The sequence below is a fragment of the Pseudomonas sp. S04 genome (genome assembly GCF_009834545.1).
GTDB lineage: Bacteria > Pseudomonadota > Gammaproteobacteria > Pseudomonadales > Pseudomonadaceae > Aquipseudomonas.
The window spans coordinates 2,158,252-2,178,753 of record NZ_CP019427.1 but is presented as its reverse complement, the minus strand read 5'-3'; the positions used below and the strand labels follow the sequence as shown (position 1 = coordinate 2,178,753).

Annotated in this window: 19 protein-coding genes; 15 read left to right on the top strand and 4 right to left on the bottom strand. The window is 56.5% G+C overall.

Annotated features, from left to right (window positions below; translation table 11 throughout):
* Positions 1-23: 23 nt before the first annotated feature.
* The 3 genes from PspS04_RS09820 to mexE are packed head-to-tail and all read right to left on the bottom strand — an operon-like array spanning position 24 to position 5,893.
* Positions 24-1,445, bottom strand: a complete 1,422-nt coding sequence (locus PspS04_RS09820; RefSeq protein WP_159994882.1) for an efflux transporter outer membrane subunit — start codon at positions 1,443-1,445, stop codon at positions 24-26.
* A complete protein-coding gene (locus PspS04_RS09815; RefSeq protein WP_159994880.1) occupies positions 1,442-4,621 on the bottom strand; it encodes an efflux RND transporter permease subunit in 3,180 nt (1,059 codons plus the stop codon). The genes PspS04_RS09820 and PspS04_RS09815 overlap by 4 nt, the downstream gene beginning before the upstream one ends.
* A 15-nt stretch (positions 4,622-4,636) precedes the next feature.
* Positions 4,637-5,893, bottom strand: coding sequence for a multidrug efflux RND transporter periplasmic adaptor subunit MexE (gene mexE, locus PspS04_RS09810; RefSeq protein ID WP_159994878.1), 1,257 nt, complete (start codon positions 5,891-5,893; stop codon positions 4,637-4,639).
* 1,678 nt (positions 5,894-7,571) lie between these two features.
* Here mexE and PspS04_RS09805 point away from each other — a divergent pair.
* The 11 genes from PspS04_RS09805 to PspS04_RS09755 all read left to right on the top strand — a co-directional run bounded on the left by PspS04_RS09805 (position 7,572) and on the right by PspS04_RS09755 (position 17,212).
* A complete protein-coding gene (locus tag PspS04_RS09805; protein ID WP_159994876.1) occupies positions 7,572-8,321 on the top strand; it encodes a hypothetical protein in 750 nt (249 codons plus the stop codon).
* A gap of 112 nt (positions 8,322-8,433) precedes the next feature.
* Complete coding sequence (locus PspS04_RS09800) at positions 8,434-8,664, top strand: AlpA family transcriptional regulator (protein WP_159994874.1); 231 nt, start codon at positions 8,434-8,436, stop codon at positions 8,662-8,664.
* Between the two features lie 4 nt (positions 8,665-8,668).
* Positions 8,669-9,511: a ParA family protein gene (locus PspS04_RS09795; protein ID WP_159994872.1), complete on the top strand. Its 843-nt coding sequence runs from the start codon at positions 8,669-8,671 to the stop codon at positions 9,509-9,511.
* An 85-nt stretch (positions 9,512-9,596) separates the two neighbouring features.
* Positions 9,597-9,806, top strand: a complete 210-nt coding sequence (locus PspS04_RS09790; RefSeq protein WP_029290900.1) for a hypothetical protein — start codon at positions 9,597-9,599, stop codon at positions 9,804-9,806.
* A gap of 14 nt (positions 9,807-9,820) precedes the next feature.
* Positions 9,821-11,407 carry a ParB family protein gene (locus PspS04_RS09785; protein WP_159994870.1) on the top strand — a complete coding sequence of 529 codons (1,587 nt, stop codon included), beginning with the start codon at positions 9,821-9,823 and terminating at the stop codon, positions 11,405-11,407.
* Positions 11,404-11,952, top strand: coding sequence for a DUF2857 domain-containing protein (locus PspS04_RS09780; RefSeq protein WP_159994868.1), 549 nt, complete (start codon positions 11,404-11,406; stop codon positions 11,950-11,952). Before PspS04_RS09785 ends, PspS04_RS09780 begins: the two co-directional genes overlap by 4 nt.
* Complete coding sequence (locus PspS04_RS09775; protein WP_029290894.1) at positions 11,949-13,139, top strand: STY4528 family pathogenicity island replication protein; 1,191 nt, start codon at positions 11,949-11,951, stop codon at positions 13,137-13,139. Before PspS04_RS09780 ends, PspS04_RS09775 begins: the two co-directional genes overlap by 4 nt.
* A 146-nt stretch (positions 13,140-13,285) precedes the next feature.
* Positions 13,286-14,041: a PFL_4669 family integrating conjugative element protein gene (locus PspS04_RS09770; RefSeq protein ID WP_029290892.1), complete on the top strand. Its 756-nt coding sequence runs from the start codon at positions 13,286-13,288 to the stop codon at positions 14,039-14,041.
* The gene (locus tag PspS04_RS09765) at positions 14,038-14,556 is read left to right on the top strand and encodes a DUF3158 family protein (protein WP_029290889.1); all 519 of its coding nucleotides are present in this window, start codon (positions 14,038-14,040) and stop codon (positions 14,554-14,556) included. The genes PspS04_RS09770 and PspS04_RS09765 overlap by 4 nt, the downstream gene beginning before the upstream one ends.
* A complete protein-coding gene (locus tag PspS04_RS09760; protein ID WP_159994866.1) occupies positions 14,553-15,023 on the top strand; it encodes a single-stranded DNA-binding protein in 471 nt (156 codons plus the stop codon). Before PspS04_RS09765 ends, PspS04_RS09760 begins: the two co-directional genes overlap by 4 nt.
* A gap of 221 nt (positions 15,024-15,244) precedes the next feature.
* Positions 15,245-17,212, top strand: a complete 1,968-nt coding sequence (locus tag PspS04_RS09755) for a DNA topoisomerase III (protein WP_159994864.1) — start codon at positions 15,245-15,247, stop codon at positions 17,210-17,212.
* Positions 17,213-17,256: 44 nt separating this feature from the next.
* On the opposite strand, the gene PspS04_RS09750 is transcribed toward PspS04_RS09755, so the two are convergent.
* Positions 17,257-17,514, bottom strand: a complete 258-nt coding sequence (locus PspS04_RS09750) for a hypothetical protein (protein ID WP_159994862.1) — start codon at positions 17,512-17,514, stop codon at positions 17,257-17,259.
* 209 nt (positions 17,515-17,723) lie between these two features.
* Between PspS04_RS09750 and PspS04_RS09745 the strand changes: the two genes are divergently transcribed.
* The 4 genes from PspS04_RS09745 to radC all read left to right on the top strand — a co-directional run bounded on the left by PspS04_RS09745 (position 17,724) and on the right by radC (position 20,472).
* Entirely contained in the window at positions 17,724-18,065 is a 342-nt protein-coding gene (locus PspS04_RS09745) for a helix-turn-helix domain-containing protein (protein ID WP_029290882.1), read from the top strand.
* Between the two features lie 903 nt (positions 18,066-18,968).
* Positions 18,969-19,550 carry an STY4534 family ICE replication protein gene (locus PspS04_RS09740; RefSeq protein WP_159994860.1) on the top strand — a complete coding sequence of 194 codons (582 nt, stop codon included), beginning with the start codon at positions 18,969-18,971 and terminating at the stop codon, positions 19,548-19,550.
* A 69-nt stretch (positions 19,551-19,619) separates the two neighbouring features.
* Positions 19,620-19,877, top strand: a complete 258-nt coding sequence (locus tag PspS04_RS09735; protein WP_093432336.1) for a hypothetical protein — start codon at positions 19,620-19,622, stop codon at positions 19,875-19,877.
* 100 nt (positions 19,878-19,977) lie between these two features.
* Positions 19,978-20,472 (top strand): RadC family protein, encoded by a 495-nt coding sequence (gene radC / locus PspS04_RS09730; protein ID WP_159994858.1) that lies wholly within the window; start codon positions 19,978-19,980, stop codon positions 20,470-20,472.
* Positions 20,473-20,502 lie beyond the last annotated feature (30 nt).

Below are 20,502 nucleotides of genomic sequence, written 5' to 3'. Positions count from 1 at the left end.
GCCAACCAAAGGAGCTCTGTTGGTTACTTGCTGGCGACTGTTTCCGGTGACCATCCGCCACCCAGCGCCTTGTAGATCGCGACAATGCCGCGGTACAGATCGACTTCGGCCTGGGCCTGGGAGTCTTCAGCCGCCAGGCGTTCGCGCTGGGCGTCGAGCAGCACCAGGAAATCCACCCTGCCTTCGCGGTAGCGAATGTCGGCCAGGTCGGCGGCGGCGCGGCTTGATTCACTTTGGCGAATCAACGAGATCAGCCGTTGCTGGCGTTTGCCGTAGTCGCTGAAGGCGTTTTCTGACTCTTCCAGGGCCAGCAGCACTTGCTGTTCGTAGGTCGCCAGGGCGCCATCCGCCTCAGCATCGGCGCCGCGCAAGCGGGCCCGCACGCTGCCCAGGTCAAACGCGGCCCAAGTGATGCTTGGCCCCAGCGCCCAGGCGTTGGCAGCCGAGGAACCGATCTGCGAACCGCGCCCGGCGGTAAAGCCGAGGAAGCCGCTGAGACTGACCCGAGGGAACAGGTCGGCCTTGGCCACGCCGATGCGCGCAGTGGCGGCGGCCAGTTTGCGTTCGGCGCTCAAAATGTCCGGGCGCCGTTGCAGCAGTTCGCCCGGGTCACCAATCGGTAAGGCCTTGGCAATTGCAGGCAATTGCGCCGGGCTCAGGTCCACCGTGAGTGTGTCCGGGCGTTCGCCGAGCAGGGTAGCAATGCGGTTGCGCTGACGTGCCTGTTCGGCTTGCAGTTGCGGCACACTGGCTTCAACCGAGGCCAGGCGCGCATCGGCGCGCACCACGTCGAGTTGATCGCCGACCCCGGCATCACGCAGGCTTTCGGTGATCTTGCGTGACTCCTGCTGGTTGTTCAGGTTTGCCAGGGCGATTTTTTCCCGCAGTTGGGCGCCGCGCAGTTGGCCGTAGGCGTCCACCAGTTCGGCAATCAGGCTGACTTGCAGTTGGTAGAGGTCGGCATCGGCAGCCTGCTGGTCGGCATCGCTGGCTTCTAGGTTGCGCTGGATACGCCCAAACAGGTCCAGCTCCCAGGCCATGTCCAGGCCCAGGTCGTAACGTTCACTTTTCACGCGCTGGGTGCTTTGCCCTGGGATCTGGCCCTTGGCCTGGTCACTGCTGGCGCGGCTGGTGATGGTGGGCATGGCGTCATTGCTGGCGTCATCGTGAATTGCCCGGGCCGCCCGCAGCCGGGCAAAGGCGACCTGCAGTTCGCGGTTGCCCTGCAAGGACTGGGTCACCAGTTGGTTGAGGATCGGGTCCTCAAATTGCTGCCACCAGATGCCTTCAAAGCGTGCCTGGTCAAAATTCTTTTGCCCGACGGCGCCATCGGTGGCGGCCGTGATATGGACCGCCTCCAGGTTCTGGGGCTTGTAGTCCGGGCCCACGGCGCAGGCGCTAAGCGCCACGGCCAACAGACTCGGGAGGAAGACTTTCAGGCTCATTGTTGCGCCTCCAACTTCGGGGCGCGAGCGGCTTTGCGAGCCTCACCGCGTTGCACATAGTTGCGGATCAGGACGTAGAACACCGGGGTCAGCAGCAGGCCGAAGAAGGTCACCCCGAGCATCCCGGAGAACACCGCGACACCCATGGCGTGTCGCATTTCAGCACCGGCACCGCTGGAGAACACCAGGGGCACCACACCCATGATGAAGGCAAACGAGGTCATCAGGATCGGCCGCAGACGCAGGCGGCAGGCTTCCAGCACCGCAGCCAGCGGGTCGAGGCCTTCCTCTTGTTTGTCCTTGGCAAACTCGACGATCAGAATCGCGTTCTTACACGCCAGGCCCACCAGTACGATCAAGCCGATCTGGGTGAAGATGTTGTTGTCACCCCCCGACAGGATCACCCCGGTAATGGCCGAGAGCAGGGTCATCGGCACGATCAGGATCACCGCCAGTGGCAGGCTCCAGCTTTCGTACTGGGCGGCGAGCACCAGGAACGCCAGCAATACGCAGAGCGGGAACACGAACAGCGCGGTATTGCCCGAGAGAATCTGCTGGTAGGTCAGGTCGGTCCACTCGTAGGTCATGCCGTTGGGCAGTTCCTCCTTGAGCAGTTTCTCGATGGCTTTTTCGGCCTGGCCAGAGCTGTAGCCGGGCGCGGCGGCGCCGTTGATTTCAGCTGTGATAAAGCCGTTGTAGTGCATCACGCGGTCCGGGCCCGCGGTGTCGCTGACCTTGATGAAGGTCGCCAGCGGGATCATTTCGCCTTTGTTGTTGCGCACTTTGAGCTGGCCGATCTGGTCCGGTTCAAGGCGGAACTGCTGCTCGGCCTGGACGTTGACCTGATAGGTGCGACCGAAGCGGTTGAAGTCGTTGGCATACAGCGAACCTAGGTAGATCTGCAGGGTGTCGAAGATGTCGCTGACGGCCACGCCGTGGGTCATGGCTTTTTCGCGGTCGATGGCGGCATCGACCTGAGGCACGTTCACCGTGTAGCTGGTGAACAGCCCAGCCAGTTCCGGCACGCCGTGGCTTTTGTTGATGATGTTCATGGTTTCTTTGTACAGCTCGTCGTAGCCCAGGTTGCCCCGGTCTTCGATCTGCAGGCGGAACCCGCCAATGGTGCCCAGGCCCTGTACCGGCGGCGGCGGGAAGATCGCCATGTAGGCTTCCTGGATTTCGCCGAATTTTCCGTTCAACGCACCGGCAATCGCGCCGGCGGACATGCTTGGGTCTTTACGCTCGTCGAACGGCTTCAAGGTGACAAATATCACACCGTTGTTCGTGCTGTTGGTGAAGCCGTTGATCGACAAGCCTGGGAGCGCTGCGGTGCTTTCCACTCCCGGCTGTTTCAAGGCAATGTCGGACATGCGCTTGATCACGTCTTCGGTGCGATCAAGGCTCGCCGCATCCGGCAGTTGAGCGAAGGCCACGAGGTATTGCTTGTCCTGGCCAGGTACGAAACCGGTCGGGGTGTTGGAAAAACCAAAGAAGGTTAGGACCATCAGCCCCGCGTACAGCACCAAGGCAATACCGCTGCTGCGGATTACACGCGCCACGGCGCCGACGTAGCCATGGCTGGCTTTCTCGAAAAAGCGATTGAACGGACGGAATAACCAGCCACCAAACAGTTTGTCGAGCGCTTTTGAGACACGATCCTTCGGCGTGTTATGGCTACGCAGCAACACGGCGGCCAGAGCAGGGGACAAGGTCAGCGAGTTGAACGCCGAAATCACCGTGGAAATCGCAATGGTCAGGGCGAACTGTTTGTAAAACTGCCCGGTCAAGCCGCTTATAAAGGCCGCTGGAATGAACACCGCACACAGCACCAGTGCCGTGGCAATGATCGGACCAGTGACTTCGCTCATGGCCTTTTGAGTGGCCGGGAGGGGCTCCAGGCCCAGCTCAATGTTGCGCTCAACGTTCTCCACCACCACGATGGCGTCGTCCACCACGATACCGATAGCGAGTACCAAACCGAACAATGACAGCGCGTTAAGCGAGAAACCGAACATGTGCATGACCGCAAAGGTACCAATCAGCGACACCGGCACGGCCACCAACGGAATGATCGAGGCGCGCCAGGTTTGCAGAAAAAGGATCACCACCAGCACCACTAGAATCAAGGCTTCAAACAGAGTGTGGACCACCGCCTCGATAGAGCCACGCACGAAGACGGTTGGATCGTAGGCGATGGCGAAATCCATACCTTGCGGAAAGTTTTTCTTCAACTCAGCCATTTTTTCACGAACGTCGTTTGATATCTGGATCGCATTGGAGCCAGGACGCTGGAAGATCGGCAATCCCACCGCCGGCTGGTTGTTAAGCAAGGAGCGCAACGCGTATTGGCTGGAGCCCAGCTCGACCCGCGCAATGTCCTTCAGCCGAGTGATTTCACCGTTATCGCCGGAACGAATGATGACATTCTCGAACTCTTCTTCAGTGACCAGACGGCCCTGGGTATTGACCGACAACTGGAAGGCGGTCGCGTTCGGGGCTGGTTGGGCGCCCAAGGCACCAGCGGCCACTTGACGGTTCTGCTCGCGAATGGCGGTCACCACATCGGTAGCGGTCAGGTTACGCGACGCGATCTTGTTCGGGTCCAACCAGACGCGCAGGGAGTAGTCGCCCATGCCGAACAACTGCACATCACCCACACCGCTAAGGCGGGCCAACTCATCCTTGATGTTGAGAATCGCGTAGTTGGACAGGTAGAGCATGTCGTAGCGTTTGTCCGGCGAGGTCAAGTGCACCACCATGGTCAGGTTCGGGGAGGCCTTGTCCACAGTGATACCGATGCGACTCACTTCCTCAGGCAGTTTCGGCTGGGTCCGTGTTACACGGTTTTGTACCTGCACCTGAGCGTTGTCCAGGTCGGTGCCCAGGGCGAAGGTGATGGTCAGGGTCAGCTTGCCGTCGGCGGTCGACTGTGAGGACATGTACAGCATGTTCTCAACGCCGGTGATGGCCTGCTCCAGCGGAGCCGCCACGGTTTCACCAATGACTTTGGGGTTGGCCCCAGGGAAGTTGGCGCGTACCACCACGGTGGGCGGAACCACTTCCGGGTATTCGCTGATCGGCAGTTGGAACAGCGAAATTGCGCCGGCGATCAAAATCAGCAGCGAAAGCACCGCGGCGAAAATCGGCCGTGAAATGAAGATTTGGGAGAAATTCATCGGAGTTGTAGTCTCTTAGCCGCGTGGAGTCGCAGTGTTGGTCAGTATCGCTGCTGTACCAGGCGCACTTTTGGCGGATTTGACCTGAGGCAAGTTGTTGGCTTCCAGTGCTTGTCGTTGTAGTGCCAGAGCGGCAAGGGCTTCTTTGCTGGCCATGGGGATGACTTCAGGGGTGACCGGCGAACCTGGACGCACCCGCTGCAAGCCTTTGACGATAATGGTGTCGCCCTTGTTAAGGCCGCTGCGCACGATGCGCAAACCTTCGATCTTCGGCCCCAGTTCGACGGAGCGGTACACGGAGTTGTTGTCGGCATCCATCACCAGCACGAACTTCTTGCCCAGATCGGTACCCACGGCTTCGTCGTTGATCAGCACGGCGGAGTAGGTGCCGCTGCCCACTAGCTTCAGGCGAGCATAGAGACCTGGGGTGTAGGTGCCGTCGCTGTTGTCGAACACCGCACGGCCGCGGATGGTGCCGGTTTTCGGGTTGACCTGGTTGTCGACAAAGTTCATCTGGCCCAAGTGCGGGTTGCCGTCTTCATTGGACAGGCCGAGGTACACCGGGGTGGTAGCACCGCGTTGGCCTTGGCGCGCGAGCTGGGTGTATTTGAGGAACACACGCTCGTCGGCATCGAAGTAGGCGTAGACCTTGTCGGTGGAAACCACGCTGGTCAGGGCCGTGGTATCGGCGGTGACCAAGTTGCCGGCGGTGATTTCCGCACGGCTGACGCGGCCACTGATCGGCGAGGTGACGCGGGTGAAGCTCAGGTTGAGTTTGGCCAGGTCCAGTTGCGCCTGGACTGCGCCAACGGCGGCGCGGGCTTCCTGGGACGCACTGGTACGCGAGTCAGCCAGTTCGGCGGAGATCGCGTTGCTGGTGCGCAGACGCTCACCGCGCTGGGCTTCGTTTTCACTGCGGGTGGCGTTGGCTCGGCCTTGGGCGACTAGGGCTTCAAGGCGGCGCACTTCAGCCTGGAATGGACGTGGGTCGATCTGGAACAACAAATCGCCCTTTTTCACCAGGGCGCCTTCGGTGAAGGCCACTTGATCGATCTGACCGGAAACCCGTGGTCGGATTTCAACGGTTTCCGGGGCTTCGAGGCGCCCGGTGAATTCGTCCCATTCATTCACCGGTTGTTCCAGCACCTTGGCCACGCTGACTTTGGCGGCCTGCATGCTGGCGGCGGTTTCCGGGGCTTTACCGCAAGCGCTCATCACCAGCACGGCAAGGGCCGCGAGTGGATACCGCAAGAGTTTGAGTGACTGGTCCATGGTTCATAAGCCCCTGTAATTGTATTAGTTGAACATGATCATCCTTGAACTTTTTATCAATCCAGCAACACTCAATCAGCCAACCATTTGTAACTCCTGCCCCCTCAACCCCCACTTTGCAGAGCTCTGGTGGTGATATTCCAGGAGATCAAGAAAACCTATAACTGCAGAATTAAAAGTGCCATCCATTTCCTCCTCAAACTCCATGACACTTTTTATGGCGCCCGACATATAGTCAACTCCGAACCCGTCAAAAAAAATAACGACGACACCCTATAACCAAAACCTTTTTAGACATTCCCCACAGCCAACAAACTAATGCGTCAAGCAGCGCATCCACTTACGAAAATACTGTAACTGAACGCTCAAAATAAAAAGAGACAAAACGTTGACGATTTCAGCCAAACTGATCAGCCCCTCCTCCAACTGTCAACAAGAAAAAGCCGAACACGCAGCGAAAAGACCGAACACACTCTAAGCACGACGAATGAATCTAAATTATTAGGAGCCTAATAATAAATTCTTTCTTACGCTTATAAAATATCGTGTTTTTCTTTAAAGCAAGCTGAAATAAACCTAATGCTGGCGAATTCTTGAATCCAAACAAAGAAACTTGATTGTTCTAATACCCGAAGAAGAAAGACGTTCTATCTTTCCAGTAGCCTCACGCACCAGTGTCGATAGGTCTCGTTCACTTTTACGGTACTTAGAAGTTCTCACTGAAATTAAACCTCGAATTTTTCCGTCTACGAAAAAGAGAACTGCCAAGCCAAAGCCTCCCAATACGTGCCCCTATCAACAGGAGCCCAACCTCTTCCATTCCAGATCTTCTTTTTGCAACTACGAAGAAGTAAATGCTGTATCAATTATCCTTTCAAGATTTAGAGACGCGACCACGCGTAGAACGCAGAAGGCTAATACAGTTTTGCCCGCAGCACCGGCCTACAGGGAACATTTACGTTCATCTGGAGTTTGTACTGAATAGGTCTCCAGACTTTTATCACGCCCAGCAATTCGGACTTTCTTATTACTCTCGTCGTATGAAAGTAGCGAACCAGTGAGAGTCAAGTTTTCTCGTCCCAAATGTAAAAATATTCAGTCTCCAATCCCGCCGCCTTTGATCCGATCCGCCGTCAGTCATGCAAGAAATATTAGCCGTTGGATGACTCCTTAAAAGGTTTCCTCACTATTAGATTTCTCGATCGGCTAGTATACGCCGATAATATTTCCCTAATACCCGCCTAAAACGTTGGCACCTGCAGCCTCGCCAAACGAGGAAACGGGTTGTATATCAAACTCTTCCGGCGTCAGGCTGTTATTAGCTGCTGAGCGAAAACGGACGCAGTAAGACCGTTATGACGATTGAAAACTGCTCTAGGTGTTCAACTGCTTCAACTCACTTTCAGAGCATGAAAATATAGGTTGATCGCTTGACAGCAGAGAAATTATCAACTACGTATGAGCCTCCAACGGTCAATCAGCAAAAATTGGCGGAAATCATCAACTTTTTGTCATTTTTTTTCAGCCGATCTGAATTAAGCTCGCTCAGCAGTTAAAGCCGTTGGTTCCATCAAAGCTCGTTTGGATGCCCCCTAAATTTAGTAAGCCTAAATTTTTCAAGAAAACACTCAAAAATAAACTCTTCAGGAGCAACGGATTTCAAGGAGGAGAAACTGTTATGTACGCAACTCGAAGCTGCCATCCCAACGCGAAGATTTTTTATCGGCCCATTGATGCGGCCTTACGTTGGTGTAACTTAATGGCCTTCGAGAGGGAAATTCTTGAGGCAGGGCGGCATTGCACCACCATGCTCAAAATCGCCTTCCCACAGTGGCCATGTTTGCATGCAAATACCGAAAAAATTTTGGATGGGATTCAACATGGAGAACTCGCCTACGGTTGCTTCGGCGTGCCAGTCGCAACTGGAACACCCATTGACTGCAACCAAATAACCGTGCGCCATACTGATCTTAGGTTCTGGATGTCGCGATACTATCCTGACCAGCGACCGGCGTTTCTTTTTGAAGGTTCACTCAAGCAGCAGAATACTATAAGTATAGGTGCATATTTAACCTTACAATGTGATCGGGACGCCTTGCAACTACAGTTAAAAAATATAGAAACAGCCTATCAGCAACTGTTAAATGAACTTGAAAGTATCGGATTGGAAAAGGAGAACATACATCACCTGCTCAAGACCAATAGTAAGGTTAGCGACCGGAGCGAAACCGCGTACCTCCACATCATCGGTGCAATGGTCAGCCTTTTCCTAGATCACTCCCCCTCGGGAAAACCTCATTCAGTTTTCAGATCCCAAGCTGCCATTGTCGACGCGCTGACCGCTCACCATAAAAACCTGTCTGGCATTTCCAAGCGCACCTTGGATGAAAAATTCGCTGCTGCCAAACGAAGTCTCTCGAAGCGCTGAGTCCCATTGCACCGCAATCATCCCAATTGCAGTGCAATGACTCTCTACCGTTTCTGCTATTCAATTCAGGTCACTTCCCACTACGCGCCAATCGACGCCAGGAGTGACCATCATGTTCAATCAGCTTTCACCTATTGCAGACTTGCTCCAACCGCCGCTCGAACGTCACATCATGCGGCGTGAGGAGGTGGAGCGTAAAACCGGCTTCAAGCGTGCACACATCTATAACCTGATGAAGGAAGGTAAATTCCCTCAAGCCAAACGCATAGGGTTGCGTGCGGTTGGCTGGGACTCGCTAGAAATCGAGCAGTGGGTCGTTGAGCGCTTAGGCCAACAGGTCTGATGCCATGCATGTGCTATCGGTGGTTTCAACGAAAGGTGGCGTAGGCAAAACCACAGTATCCGCCAATCTCGGCGGTCTGCTGGCGGATGCTGGTCTACGTGTTCTACTGCTCGATCTGGATAGCCAACCCACCCTCTCCAGCTATTACGCCTTGAGCCAGAAAGCTATTGCTGGCGCTCACGAGCTCATTGCACTCAAGTTAACAACGCCTGCACAGATTATTTCCAGGACCGTGATTGCAGGGCTCGACCTCATCATCTCCAACGACGCTCAGGGCCAGTTGAGTACATTACTGCTGCACGCCCCTGACGGGAGATTACGGCTGCGCAATTTGCTCGACGATTTTCGCCCCCGTTATGACCTGCTTTTGATCGACACCCAAGGCGCACGTAGCGTGCTAGTAGAGATGGCCATCCTCGCCTGCGATATCGCCCTCTCCCCCATCACACCGGAAATGCTAGCCGCCCGCGAACTACGCCGCGGCACTTTGAGGCTGTTCAGTGATCTCGAATCATTTCGTCACCTGGGTATTACGCCGCCACCGTTGCGACTGCTGCTGAACCAGGTAAATAGCATCCGAGTAGACACGCGAATGATCATCCGAGACCTGCGCGAGACCTTCGCTGGGGCTACCAACATCTCGGTTCTAGAAACCATAGTTCCAGACCGAGTGGCGTATCTCAATGCCGCCTCCCTCGGCCTACCAGTCCACCGAATCGAGACGCGCCGGTCACGCGAACGACGCTCGCCACCAGCATTGGAAACTATGCAAGCGCTGGCCATTGAGTTGTCTCCGGAATGGCGCGAGGCGATATCTACGGTGAACAGATGCGCGGATGTTCAATGAGACAAATCACCCAACTGGCATTTCTCACCCCGTCATTGAGTTTGATCGACCTTGAGACCAACCATGTTTGGCTAGGAGTCTTCTGATGTTGGATCAACTGCCCATCATCGTTCCACCCTCCATTCAACCCCACCACCGACCTTGTGAGGAGTACTGCACTGTGGTCTTTCGCCTGCAGGGTGGGCGCTCGGCCATGAACTGGTTCCTCGCAGAACTTTCCCGACACTTCGAAGGTTCAGGGACTGCCGAGATCGTCAAGTTCGAGGTCGGTGATCATTTGCACAACCGCCGTTAACTGAGGTTATTCAGATGAAAAAGCTCAGTCAGGAGGAAGTCACCGACAAGCTGCATCAGGACCATTTTCCTCGAGCTTCAGAACTGGAGCGGCTGTCCGACCCACTTGCTGACACGCCTATGTTGGTGACGCTGGAGCAGTTGCGGCCGTACGAACACAACCCGCGCTTCATCCGTAATCCTCTATACGACGATATCAAAGCTTCGATCCGTGAACGCGGGCTGGATCAACCGCCACCGATTACCCGCCGCCCCGGAGAAACCTATTTCATCATCCGCAACGGCGGTAATACGCGATTGGCGATTCTCGGCGAGCTGTGGCAGGAAACCCGCGACGAGCGCTTCTTTCGCATTCATTGCCTGTTCCGGCCTTGGAGCAATGAAATCACCGCCCTACTCGGCCATCTGGCTGAAAGCGATCTACATGGCCAACTCACGTTCATCGAACGGGCTCTGGCGGTAGCCAAACTCAAAGCCATGCTCGAACGAGAGGGAGCTGTGCTATCACAACGTGAGCTGGCACGACGTCTTGCCGCTGGAGGCTATCCGATTTCGCAATCACACATCAGCCGTATGTTGGACACCCTTGAACACGTACTGCCCGCCATTCCACAAACCCTGTATGCCGGATTGGGTAAACCACAGATCGAACGACTAATCGGTCTGCGTAGCCAGGCCGAACGAACCTGGAACCATTATCCAACCGTCACTGTTGCGTTCGCCGAGTTTTGGCTCGATACCCTGGGCGACTTTGACACCGACCCCGAGTCATTCGATCTTGAGCAGCTCCAGGATGAACTGCTTGAACGCATGAGCCGTTTACTCGGACAGTCCTACCGTATGTTGGCCCTGGAGCTGAGCGATACCCAACGAGTCATCTCGACGCCTGGCATTGTCATCACCACGCCCTCAGAGAACACCCCTCTGCCGAGCGTTAATGAAGCCGCGGCAGAACCTCTCTCCTCCGATCCTCATCCCAAATCAACTGAGACCAAGTCCCTGACCGAAACAGCGCGAGAGGAACGGCTAACACCGCACGAAACGAATGTCGTTTCAGAGGTCAGCCCTCCGTCACGTGTTCAACAGATTCGTGAACAGATCGAGCGCGAGATCTCAATCGATACAGCACCGACCGTCGAGGCATGCGCGATCGACGACATCTGGATCATCGCACCCACACTGGATAGCCCCGAAGAACTGCGTTTAGCCATTGCCGGACTGGCGCGGGAAATGGCGACCTATGCCGGACATCCCGAGAGCATCATCGATCAGACGCATGGCTTGGGTTTTGCCCTCAACATCGAGCCACTTGATCTTGCAGCGCCTCGCGCGACCGGCGTTCACCTACTGCTCCTGGCCCTGCTACGCGCTCAAGACGACGTTAACTGGGAGGACCGCAAGCAACTGCCCTCAGCCCTGTTCGGCCAGTTGTTGTTGGGGGTCTACCAACTCCCGCTGACAGATCGTCCCGCCGTGGATGTGGGACTGGAGCGACTGCCCGACGGCTTGCTCATCAAACTGTATCGCCTGATCCGCCTAGCCCGTCGCCTGATCGACTTAACGCTTCCCCATGAAGTCAACTCACAGAAGGAATTGCCATGAGCTTATCCTTCAATGTGCTCAACCAGGCCATGCTGACCCAGGTCCTTCACGAGTTGCGCCTGGGTAACCTGCAACGCTGCAAAGCACTCGGCTTGGGTGAGGACGACATCTACCTGTTGCAATCCTTACCGCCCACCACGCTGTCGCGCCTGGCCCATGCCACCGTACCTTGGGTTGAGGTCAAGATTGACTCGCCGGTGCTACATCGGTTGATCGAGCAAGCCGAACGCGACGAGCAGAACGAACGGCTGATCAATCGAGCGCTCAAGCTGGGCGCCAGCAGCACCATCATGTATCGCTGCTTCGGCTTGGCGCATTCGGAAACCGCCCTGCGTCGACGCCTGCTCAAGATAGAAACCCGTAAGGGCCGTCCTCAGCATTTGAGCGAAGCCCAGGAACATGCGCTCTGGCAGCGATGGTGCCAGCTACGCGCGCAGGACGGTACCGAGGATCAGCTCGACGCCATGATGATGCTGGCCGAAGAACAACAGATCAGCTTGACCATCGTGTGGCAGCAGATCGACCATTACAGCAACGAAATATGAACACCGCCCCTTCCAGTCGCTGGCAGCGTGTCCTGCAGCAATGCACCCAACAGCTGAGTGAACGCTGGCCAGCACGCCCTACCACTGAACAGCCCTCTTACCAGGCTCTGCAAGCTGGTTTTCTGTTCAGTGGTCAATCACACGAAGTCGTGCCGCGTCGACTGCTGCTGGATAGTCGGTTGACGCCGTTGGAACGTAATGCCTGGCAAGTATTTCGACTCATGTTGCAAGGCCAGGGCGTGGTCACGCCGCGCTATGAAGATTTGCAGCCGTACCTTTCGAGCGTGCCCTACGGTGCATCAGCTTCCCGTGAAACCATCGCCCGCGTCTTGACGATGCTCAGACTGACCCGCTGGCTCAGCTTGGTGAGTCGCGCCCGCGATCAGATCAGCGGACGTCATCAAGGTTCTCTGTATGTTCTACACGATGAGCCGTTAACCCCCGCAGAGGCCATGGAACTGGATCAGGATTACCTGGAGCTGGTCGGACATGCCCTCGCTCATGCCACCAAAGCGGTGCGTATTGTCGCCCAGCACGTAGTGGAGGAGGTCCGCCAGGACACGAATATCGATCGGGATCGGTTACCGACGCGGCTCGACAGTTGGGGCGAACATTGGACACAGCAAGGATTGGATCGGGCAACCGCTGACGCGTTACGCGACTCCGAACGGGGTGGCGATCACCGCGTTCGGAATCGTGCAGACCTTCGTTCGGAATCCGAACCAGGCTTGAACACCAGCGTTTCCGGCACCGTTCGGAATCCGAACGCCGCCTGTACTGTATTAAAAGAAAGTATTTGTACTGTACCGCGCGCGACCCCGGCGGTGGATAACCTGCTCTGGCCCACCCCACTGCACCTGAGCCCAAGCGAGCATCAGGCCGTCACCGTGGCGTTGAACAAACTTAAACCAGCGGATCGGCAGGCGGTGCTCAACGAAGCGGGGGCACGCTGTGCGGCCGGTGGAATCCGCAAGCCAGCGGCCTATCTGATGGGTCTAATCCAGCGTGCGCTGAAAGGCGATTTTCGTCCTTGGGCAGGTCAGGCAGAACCTTTACCCATTGCAGAACCGCCCCTACCGGCCACCTCGCGATCAACTCGACAACAGGGCGAACCCGCATCCGCCCTCGCACTAGCGTGCCTGAATGAGCTACGCCAACTGCGTGGCAAACGCGGTGGACGTCAATAGATTTGATGCCACTGGCATCAAATCTACTGACGTCTACATAGTTAGCACTCTTAAACCAAACCGAACAGACCGCATTCAGCTTTTTGGCTGTCTTTACCTCTCATCTGTCGCAACGTTCCCCTCCAAGCGAATGCGAGGACATCACCGTGGCCGATCACTATCAACTCAATCTGGGTTCATTGCGCAGCAGCATTACCCTGACCCTGCACACTCACCACGCTGCCCGTATCTGGCAAGGTCGGACCGCACGCGAAGGCGTCCACTCGATCATGGGCATGGCCGGTTACATCAGTGCCACCAACCTGATCAAACAAACCGCGGCCCAGGATGATCCCTATGCCGACTGGGCCATCGTGCAACTCGAAGAAAAACTGACGCAAGCCAAGATCGGAATGCTGGAACTGACCCAACAGCTGGATCGGATCAGACAAGACCTGCCGACGCAGATCGATATGGGCGACAACCTCAATATCCACCCCGTGACCTTGCCGTTGTATATCGGCAGCCAGCTGGGTTTTCTGGCGGTCTACCTGCTGACCGATTACGACACCCTGGTGCGTCGTACCCTATTGGCCCATCACACCGCCCTGATCGGTCGCAGAGACATGGAAGCCTGGATCGACGACGGTGCCCATCTGCTGCGCAGCCTGTTCGGCCAAGCGCAACGCTATCGGCATGCTGGCGTCACCCGCGACGACATGGCGGCGAACAACGCCCGTGCCATTGCGGCCATTGAGAAACTGGGTTTGCCCCCGATGGACATCCTTGAAGGTATTCGTCGCTCCCAGTTCGCGCCGCCAATCATTCGTCGTGGTGCGGTAGCAGTGGATGATGCTGACGCGTTGGCAGAGGAAGCCGGAGAGCCATCTGCGACAGTGGATGAGTCGGAGGACGAAGCATGAATCCCATGATCCCGATTCAACCAATGCCCTTCGAAGCGTTGACACCGGATGCTTATCGGCAGCTCGAACACGCGGCCTCCCTAAAAGGCCTTTTAAAACCTTTTAAGGGTAAGGGGGAGTTGGAGCAGCTGGCGCAGATGGCGAGGGAAATCGAGGCGCAGTTATGTGACTTGATGGAGGCTGTGGTGCAGCAAGCCGGACAGCCCCCTTACTCACTGCTGGGTATCCGATTGGTGCTGCAGAACACCAGCGCTGGCAGCACCTTTTTGCGTTGGCGCACCCGTGACTTCACCCGTATGGGGGTGGCGGTCTGGGAACGCCAGATCTCCAACAAAGCCCTGACGCAGGTAGTACGCGAGGGATTGCGCCGTTTCGAATGCAATCGCATCGCACTGAATCTACAGATGAGTGTGGTGCATTCGCTCTACCGCCAGGCCACGACCTGTGCGATCAAAATGGACAGTGCCGAACGGCTGCTGCGCCAGTTCACAACCGCAGTGGAGGTATCACGATGAGTACTTTTTTCGTCGGCGAAGGCAATATCGGCAGTGCGCCAGAGTTCCAGGAATTTCCGTCAGGTAATGACGAGCCACGGCGTTTGCTAAGGCTGAATGTGTACTTCGACAACCCCGTGCCACGCGATGGCAGCTATGAAGATCGAGGCGGCTATTGGGCGCCGGTTGAGCTCTGGCACCGCGAGGCTGAACACTGGAGCACGCTGTATCGGAAAGGTATGCGCGTATTGGTCGAAGGCCGCACCGTGCGCGATGAGTGGGAGGACAGCGATGACAATGCGCGGGTGACCTTCAAGATCGAGGCCCGTCGAGTCGGCATCCTGCCTCACCGGGTGCACAGTGTGGTCATGCGGGAACGCTCCAGTGAACCGGCGGCATCTGCGACGCACGTCGGGCAAAATACAGAGCAGGCCAGTTCAGCTACGTCCAAACCCCGAAAGCGCAGAGGACAGCCATCTACGGACTGACTTCAGGCATAAAAATTGCGCCTTTGCGCGAAGTTGCTGGTTGTTATTACTCGCTGCTCGTGAAGATCCACACTATCGTCCACGCTGCAATCGGCTAGCGGCCTCGGACCATTTATGCCCGTCCTCACCGACTAATATGAGGAACCTGCCATTCAGGTTTCTCATATCTCGCAACGGCTGTTTCCAACAACGCTGCTCCGAACTCAATCCGGAGTAGTTCCATGCGTCTCTTCCTCTGCGAGAAACCTTCCCAAGGTCGTGACATCGCCAAGGTTCTCGGAGCCACTCGACGCGGTGATGGTTGCCTGATCGGCACCGATTCAACCGTCACCTGGTGTATCGGTCACCTGCTGGAAACGGCCCCACCTGAAGCCTATGGCGATCAGTACAAAACCTGGTCGTTGGATCATCTACCGATCCTCCCTACGCAGTGGAGGGTTGAGGTCAAACCCAAGACTGTCGCGCAGTTCAAAATCATCAAACAGCTGCTCAACGAAGCTACCACCGTCGTCATCGCCACCGACGCCGATCGCGAAGGTGAAATGATTGCCCGCGAGTTACTGGAGCTCTGCAAGTATCGAGGCCCCGTTCAGCGCCTCTGGTTATCCGCACTCAACGAGGCGTCGATTCGCAAAGCATTGTCCTCGCTGAAGTCCGGCCAGGAGACCTTCCCGCTCTATCATTCAGCCCTCGCCCGCAGCCGCGCCGACTGGCTGATCGGTATGAACCTTAGTCGCTTGTTTACCCTCCTCGGACGGCGGGCGGGCTATGACGGAGTATTGTCGGTTGGACGCGTCCAGACACCCACTTTACGTCTGGTAGTCGATCGGGATCGCGCGATTGCCAGCTTCGTCTCGGTACCCTACTGGGACGTGGATGTGCACCTGTCCTCAATGGGACAACCATTCATCGCATCGTGGTTACCACCAAGCTCAGGACGAGATGAGGCCGGTCGTTGCCTGCAGCAGGCGCTTGCCCGTCACGCGGTCCAAGCGATCTCTAGCAGTAAGACCGCCACAGTACTCTCGCTGCAGACTGAGCATTCCCGAGAACCGCCACCCCTGCCCTTAGACCTGAGCACACTGCAAGAAGTCTGCTCACGCAAGCTGGGACTCGGCGTTCAGGAAACCCTGAACATCGCCCAGGCTCTGTATGAAACCCACAAAGCCACCACCTACCCGCGCAGCGATTGCCGATATTTGCCTGAGAGTATGTTCGACGAGGTACCCGCGGTATTCGATGCCCTGTTCGAAACAGATCCTGCACTGCTGCCCGCACTGGGAGGACTCGATCGATTACTGCACTCCCGTGCGTGGAACGATGCCAAGGTCACAGCGCATCACGGCATCATCCCCACCATCGAGCCGGCGAACCTGGCGCGGATGTCCGAACAAGAACGCCAAGTCTACGAACTGATTCGTAGCCACTACCTCGCGCAATTTCTTCCGCATCATGAGTTTGATCGGACCCAGGTCGAACTGAAGTGTGGCGAAGAACGATTGACCGCTGTTGGCAAACAGATCCTGGTCCAGGGCTGGAAAGGCTTGCTCTCCGACAACACCGAGGACGATGCGCCCAGTCAAAAGTCTCAAGTCTTACCAGACTTACAACAAGGTACTCAGTGCGCAGTGGACGACGTCGAACTCAAGTCCATGCGCACTGCCGCTCCCAAACCACTCACTGAGGGCGATCTGATCAAGGCCATGAAAAATGTGGCCAAGCTGGTCAACGACCCACGCCTGAAACAAAAACTTCGGGACACCACCGGTATCGGCACCGAAGCCACGCGAGCCGGTATCATCAAGGGGTTGATTGATCGCGGTTATTTGCTGAAGAAAAAACGCGCCTTGATGGCCTCCGCAGCGGCCCATACCCTGATCGAGGCGGTACCTGCTGCAGTCGCGGATCCGGGTATGACCGCGATCTGGGAACAGGCTCTGGACGAAATCGAAGTGGGACGTCTGACCCTGGATGCGTTCGTCGCCAAGCAGGCGACTTGGATTGCGCAATTGGTCGAACACTGCGGAACGCTCACCTTGGCGGTACCTGTCGAAGCCGGTCCAGCCTGCCCCATATGCAATGCCTCAACACTCAGACGAAAGGGGAAATCAGGGCCATTTTGGTCGTGCTCCCACTACCCAGACTGCAAAGGCACTGTGCCCATCAGAAAAGATTCGTGTCGCCCATGACGCGCCATTGAAGATCAACATGAATATTGGAGGCGATGTACTGGTCAGTGCATCATCAACGGCGGCTGATCCCTCTCTAAGTCGCTGAGTGGTTGTCCGATTTCACGCGCCAAGGCGATGCCTGTCGAAATCCATATCTGCCCTAGTTCGTTGAACGCTTTCAGGTGAGCAGGATTTTCGTTGAGCCAACGGACAAGGCTGTCGAAGTGTTCGTGGTTATCAGGGCAATCATGAATCTTGATGAACAGCTCCAGTGTTCGATCCCAGATCAGATCCATGACGTTCTCGCTCTGCTCTTCCATGCTCAACCATTCCTCAGCTTGGCCCTATCAGACCATTCATTCTCACGGGCCACCCTGGACTCTGATTCCTGGAGGAATAGAACCCACGTCGCATTACACAGCGATTTCAGCCAATATAGCAACCCAAAAAGTCGATACTCAACCGCTAAGGATGTTCATGTCAATAGGTCTTTGCTCAACCATTCGGGTTGAACTGGAGAACTCATCACTTGGCACATAAACATCCAACCCAAGCCCAAATCGGGCGCATGATCGCGAAACACCGGACCGAGCGTAATCTGACCCAGGAAGAGGTGGCTGAGCGCATGGGGATCGGCAGTGAAGCCATATCGCGCCTGGAGCGGGGTGTAGTGGAGCTTTCCGTGGTCAAGCTGATGCAGTTGGCGGACATTTTCGACTGCCGAATGGATGAACTGCTGACGGAGTCGAGCAATCGTCCCAATGACCAGGGCCAGATGATCGCAGGTCTGCTGAGTGGACTGAAAGAAAGCGACCGTGCCTATATCTTGGCAACCGTCGAACAATTAGCCGCTCATCTCGCCAACAAGTGAGCTCCTTCGCTCGCATTCGATATAGGGGGCTCTGAGGGACGCCCTCTGTCTTGACGTCGTCCCACCCTCTCTGCTGTAGTGCCTCAGGATCACCGCCAACGGCGACCCAAGACCGATTCGCTCCGGGCAGCTCGGTCGGACTCCTAGAGTTCGGAGCCTTCTCTTCTGCGGAATTTCACTCCCATTTTGTGCTCGACCTGATTGTGGTGGCGGATGACCACTGTTGCCTCTGCCAGGCAATAGCGGTCATCCGCTTCGACGATCGTATTCAGTCCCGGAGCCCGCCGGGGAAACACTGGGCACCCTTTGTGCGCGGATGCGTGCCAGCAGCTTCCGACCCAGGCCACGACAAGGGTCGGTTGGCGAATCATGGCGCAGTTAAACCAAGTTTTGCGAGGAGCTTGTCGACTGCGTAAGACCGCCAAAGGTGGCTTTTCTGTTCCTCGCCTGGCACCCCGCCAGGCCCGCTCTTCACTTTCTTCAATCCAGTGACTGCCATTGTATTCCGGCCTTAAAAAATCCGGTTGCAGCGTCTTGACGCTCCCCTATGACAGGCTTATACCAAGGGCGTGGTTCGCTGTCGTTGACAGCCCAGCCCAGGTAGCCAGAACCTTCAAGGCTACGCCACGTTCGTGGTGGTTTACCCAAGTGCGATCAGCGTTCGGAAGCTCGCGCGGTTACCGCTTCAGCGGTGATGAATGCCCACTACCCCATGCCTGCGGATCACCACCTCAGACGGTTTTCTGCTGCACAGCTATTCCCCAGACGCATCGTTCTGATCGTCATCGGCTTGCCGGTGGCGAGTCGTTCATCGCTCGACTTCACCTTACCCACCCTGACGGGGGCTCACTTCCCCGTCAGGGCCTGTGCGTCGCCGTTTTCCCTTGAAACAGGAGAACCACCATGGCCCACGCCAACCAATCCCAAGAAGCGACCACTTACTTCAATCTGCACACCACCGGTATCGGTTACCTCAACCGTGTTCGTGAAGTACAAGTCCGCCGCGGCCAACCCTTCATGGCCTGCGATATCGCCGCCCTGCACGGTGCCACCGATGCCGTGGAGTACACCCGCTTCGACTGCAAGGTCGCTGGAGGCGAAGCTGAACGTTTGATTCGTCTCTACATGGACGCTGTCAACGCCGAGAAAAAGGTCTTGCTGTCGTTCCGTATCGGCGATCTATGGATTGATCCGTTTCTCTACGAGAAAGGCGATAAACAAGGCCAACCAGGCGCCAGTCTGAAAGGTCGTTTGCTGTTCATCGACTGGATCAAGGTCAACGGCACGTTCGAATACAAAGCGCCCGCCAGGCAGGAAGCAACAGCACCTGCTGAGCAAGCGCCCACCAGTGAGCCATCTCCAACATCGGCTGAGGCCGAAGCTGAGGGGACCGACGAACCAACAGAGGCTCAGGTCGAACCTGAATCTTTACCCACTCCCCACACGGCCCGCCGTCATGCCACCCGTACCGTTCAGTCCGCCTGAACAGTCAACGATGTTCCACATAAAGGCGCTCCCTCGAGCGCCTTTTCTTCAATAGCACAGGAGAACGACATGGAATCCTTCTGGCTTTGCGACGACTGCCTGTTTGCTACTGCTTACGAGGACTACAGCACGTTATCGCTCTATTACACGACGGATGAAATTGAGAAACGCATCGCCGGCATCCATCGAGAACTGGTTCGGTTAATGCCCATCAGTGCCGACTTCGATCCCGAAACTGGCTGGGGAATAAAAGCTTTTTCCCCATTGCCCTGCGACGGTTGTAGTTCGCCCCTACACGGTCAACGCCACCGATTCACGCGACTGTAAACAGCGCGCCATCTGCTAACGCCCGCGACTCCACACCCACCTCGGGGACACCACTCCCCTCGGGCGTGTACCCCTGATTGTTCCCTTCGGAGGTACCACCATGAGCACCCAGCTCACACTGATTGAGACCTCGGATTTCGAGGCTGATCGCATTGTCCAAGAAAACCAGGTGATCGACGAAGCACTGCATATTCTGGATCGTCGGCTGTTCGCCCGCGGCCCTAACCTGACGTCGCCTGACGCCGTGGCTTCATACCTAAAACTGCACCTTGTGCAACAAGAGCATGAAGTCTTCGGTGTGATATTTCTCGATGCCAAACACCGGGTGTTGGCGTTCGAAGTCCTCTTTCACGGCAGCATTGATGGTGCCAGCGTTTACCCCCGCCAAGTCGTTAAGCGCTCCCTAGCGCATAACGCCGCGGCCGCCATTTTTGTTCACAACCACCCCTCAGGTTGTACGGAACCCAGCCAGGCGGATCGCATCTTGACCGCACGGTTGAAGGAGGCCTTGGCCTTGGTCGAAGTGCGCGTACTGGATCACTTCATCGTCGGTGAAGGTCGTCCTCTCTCCCTTGCCGAACATGGCTGGCTTTAACCCTCACAGGCGTCTTCGGGCGCCTTGTTC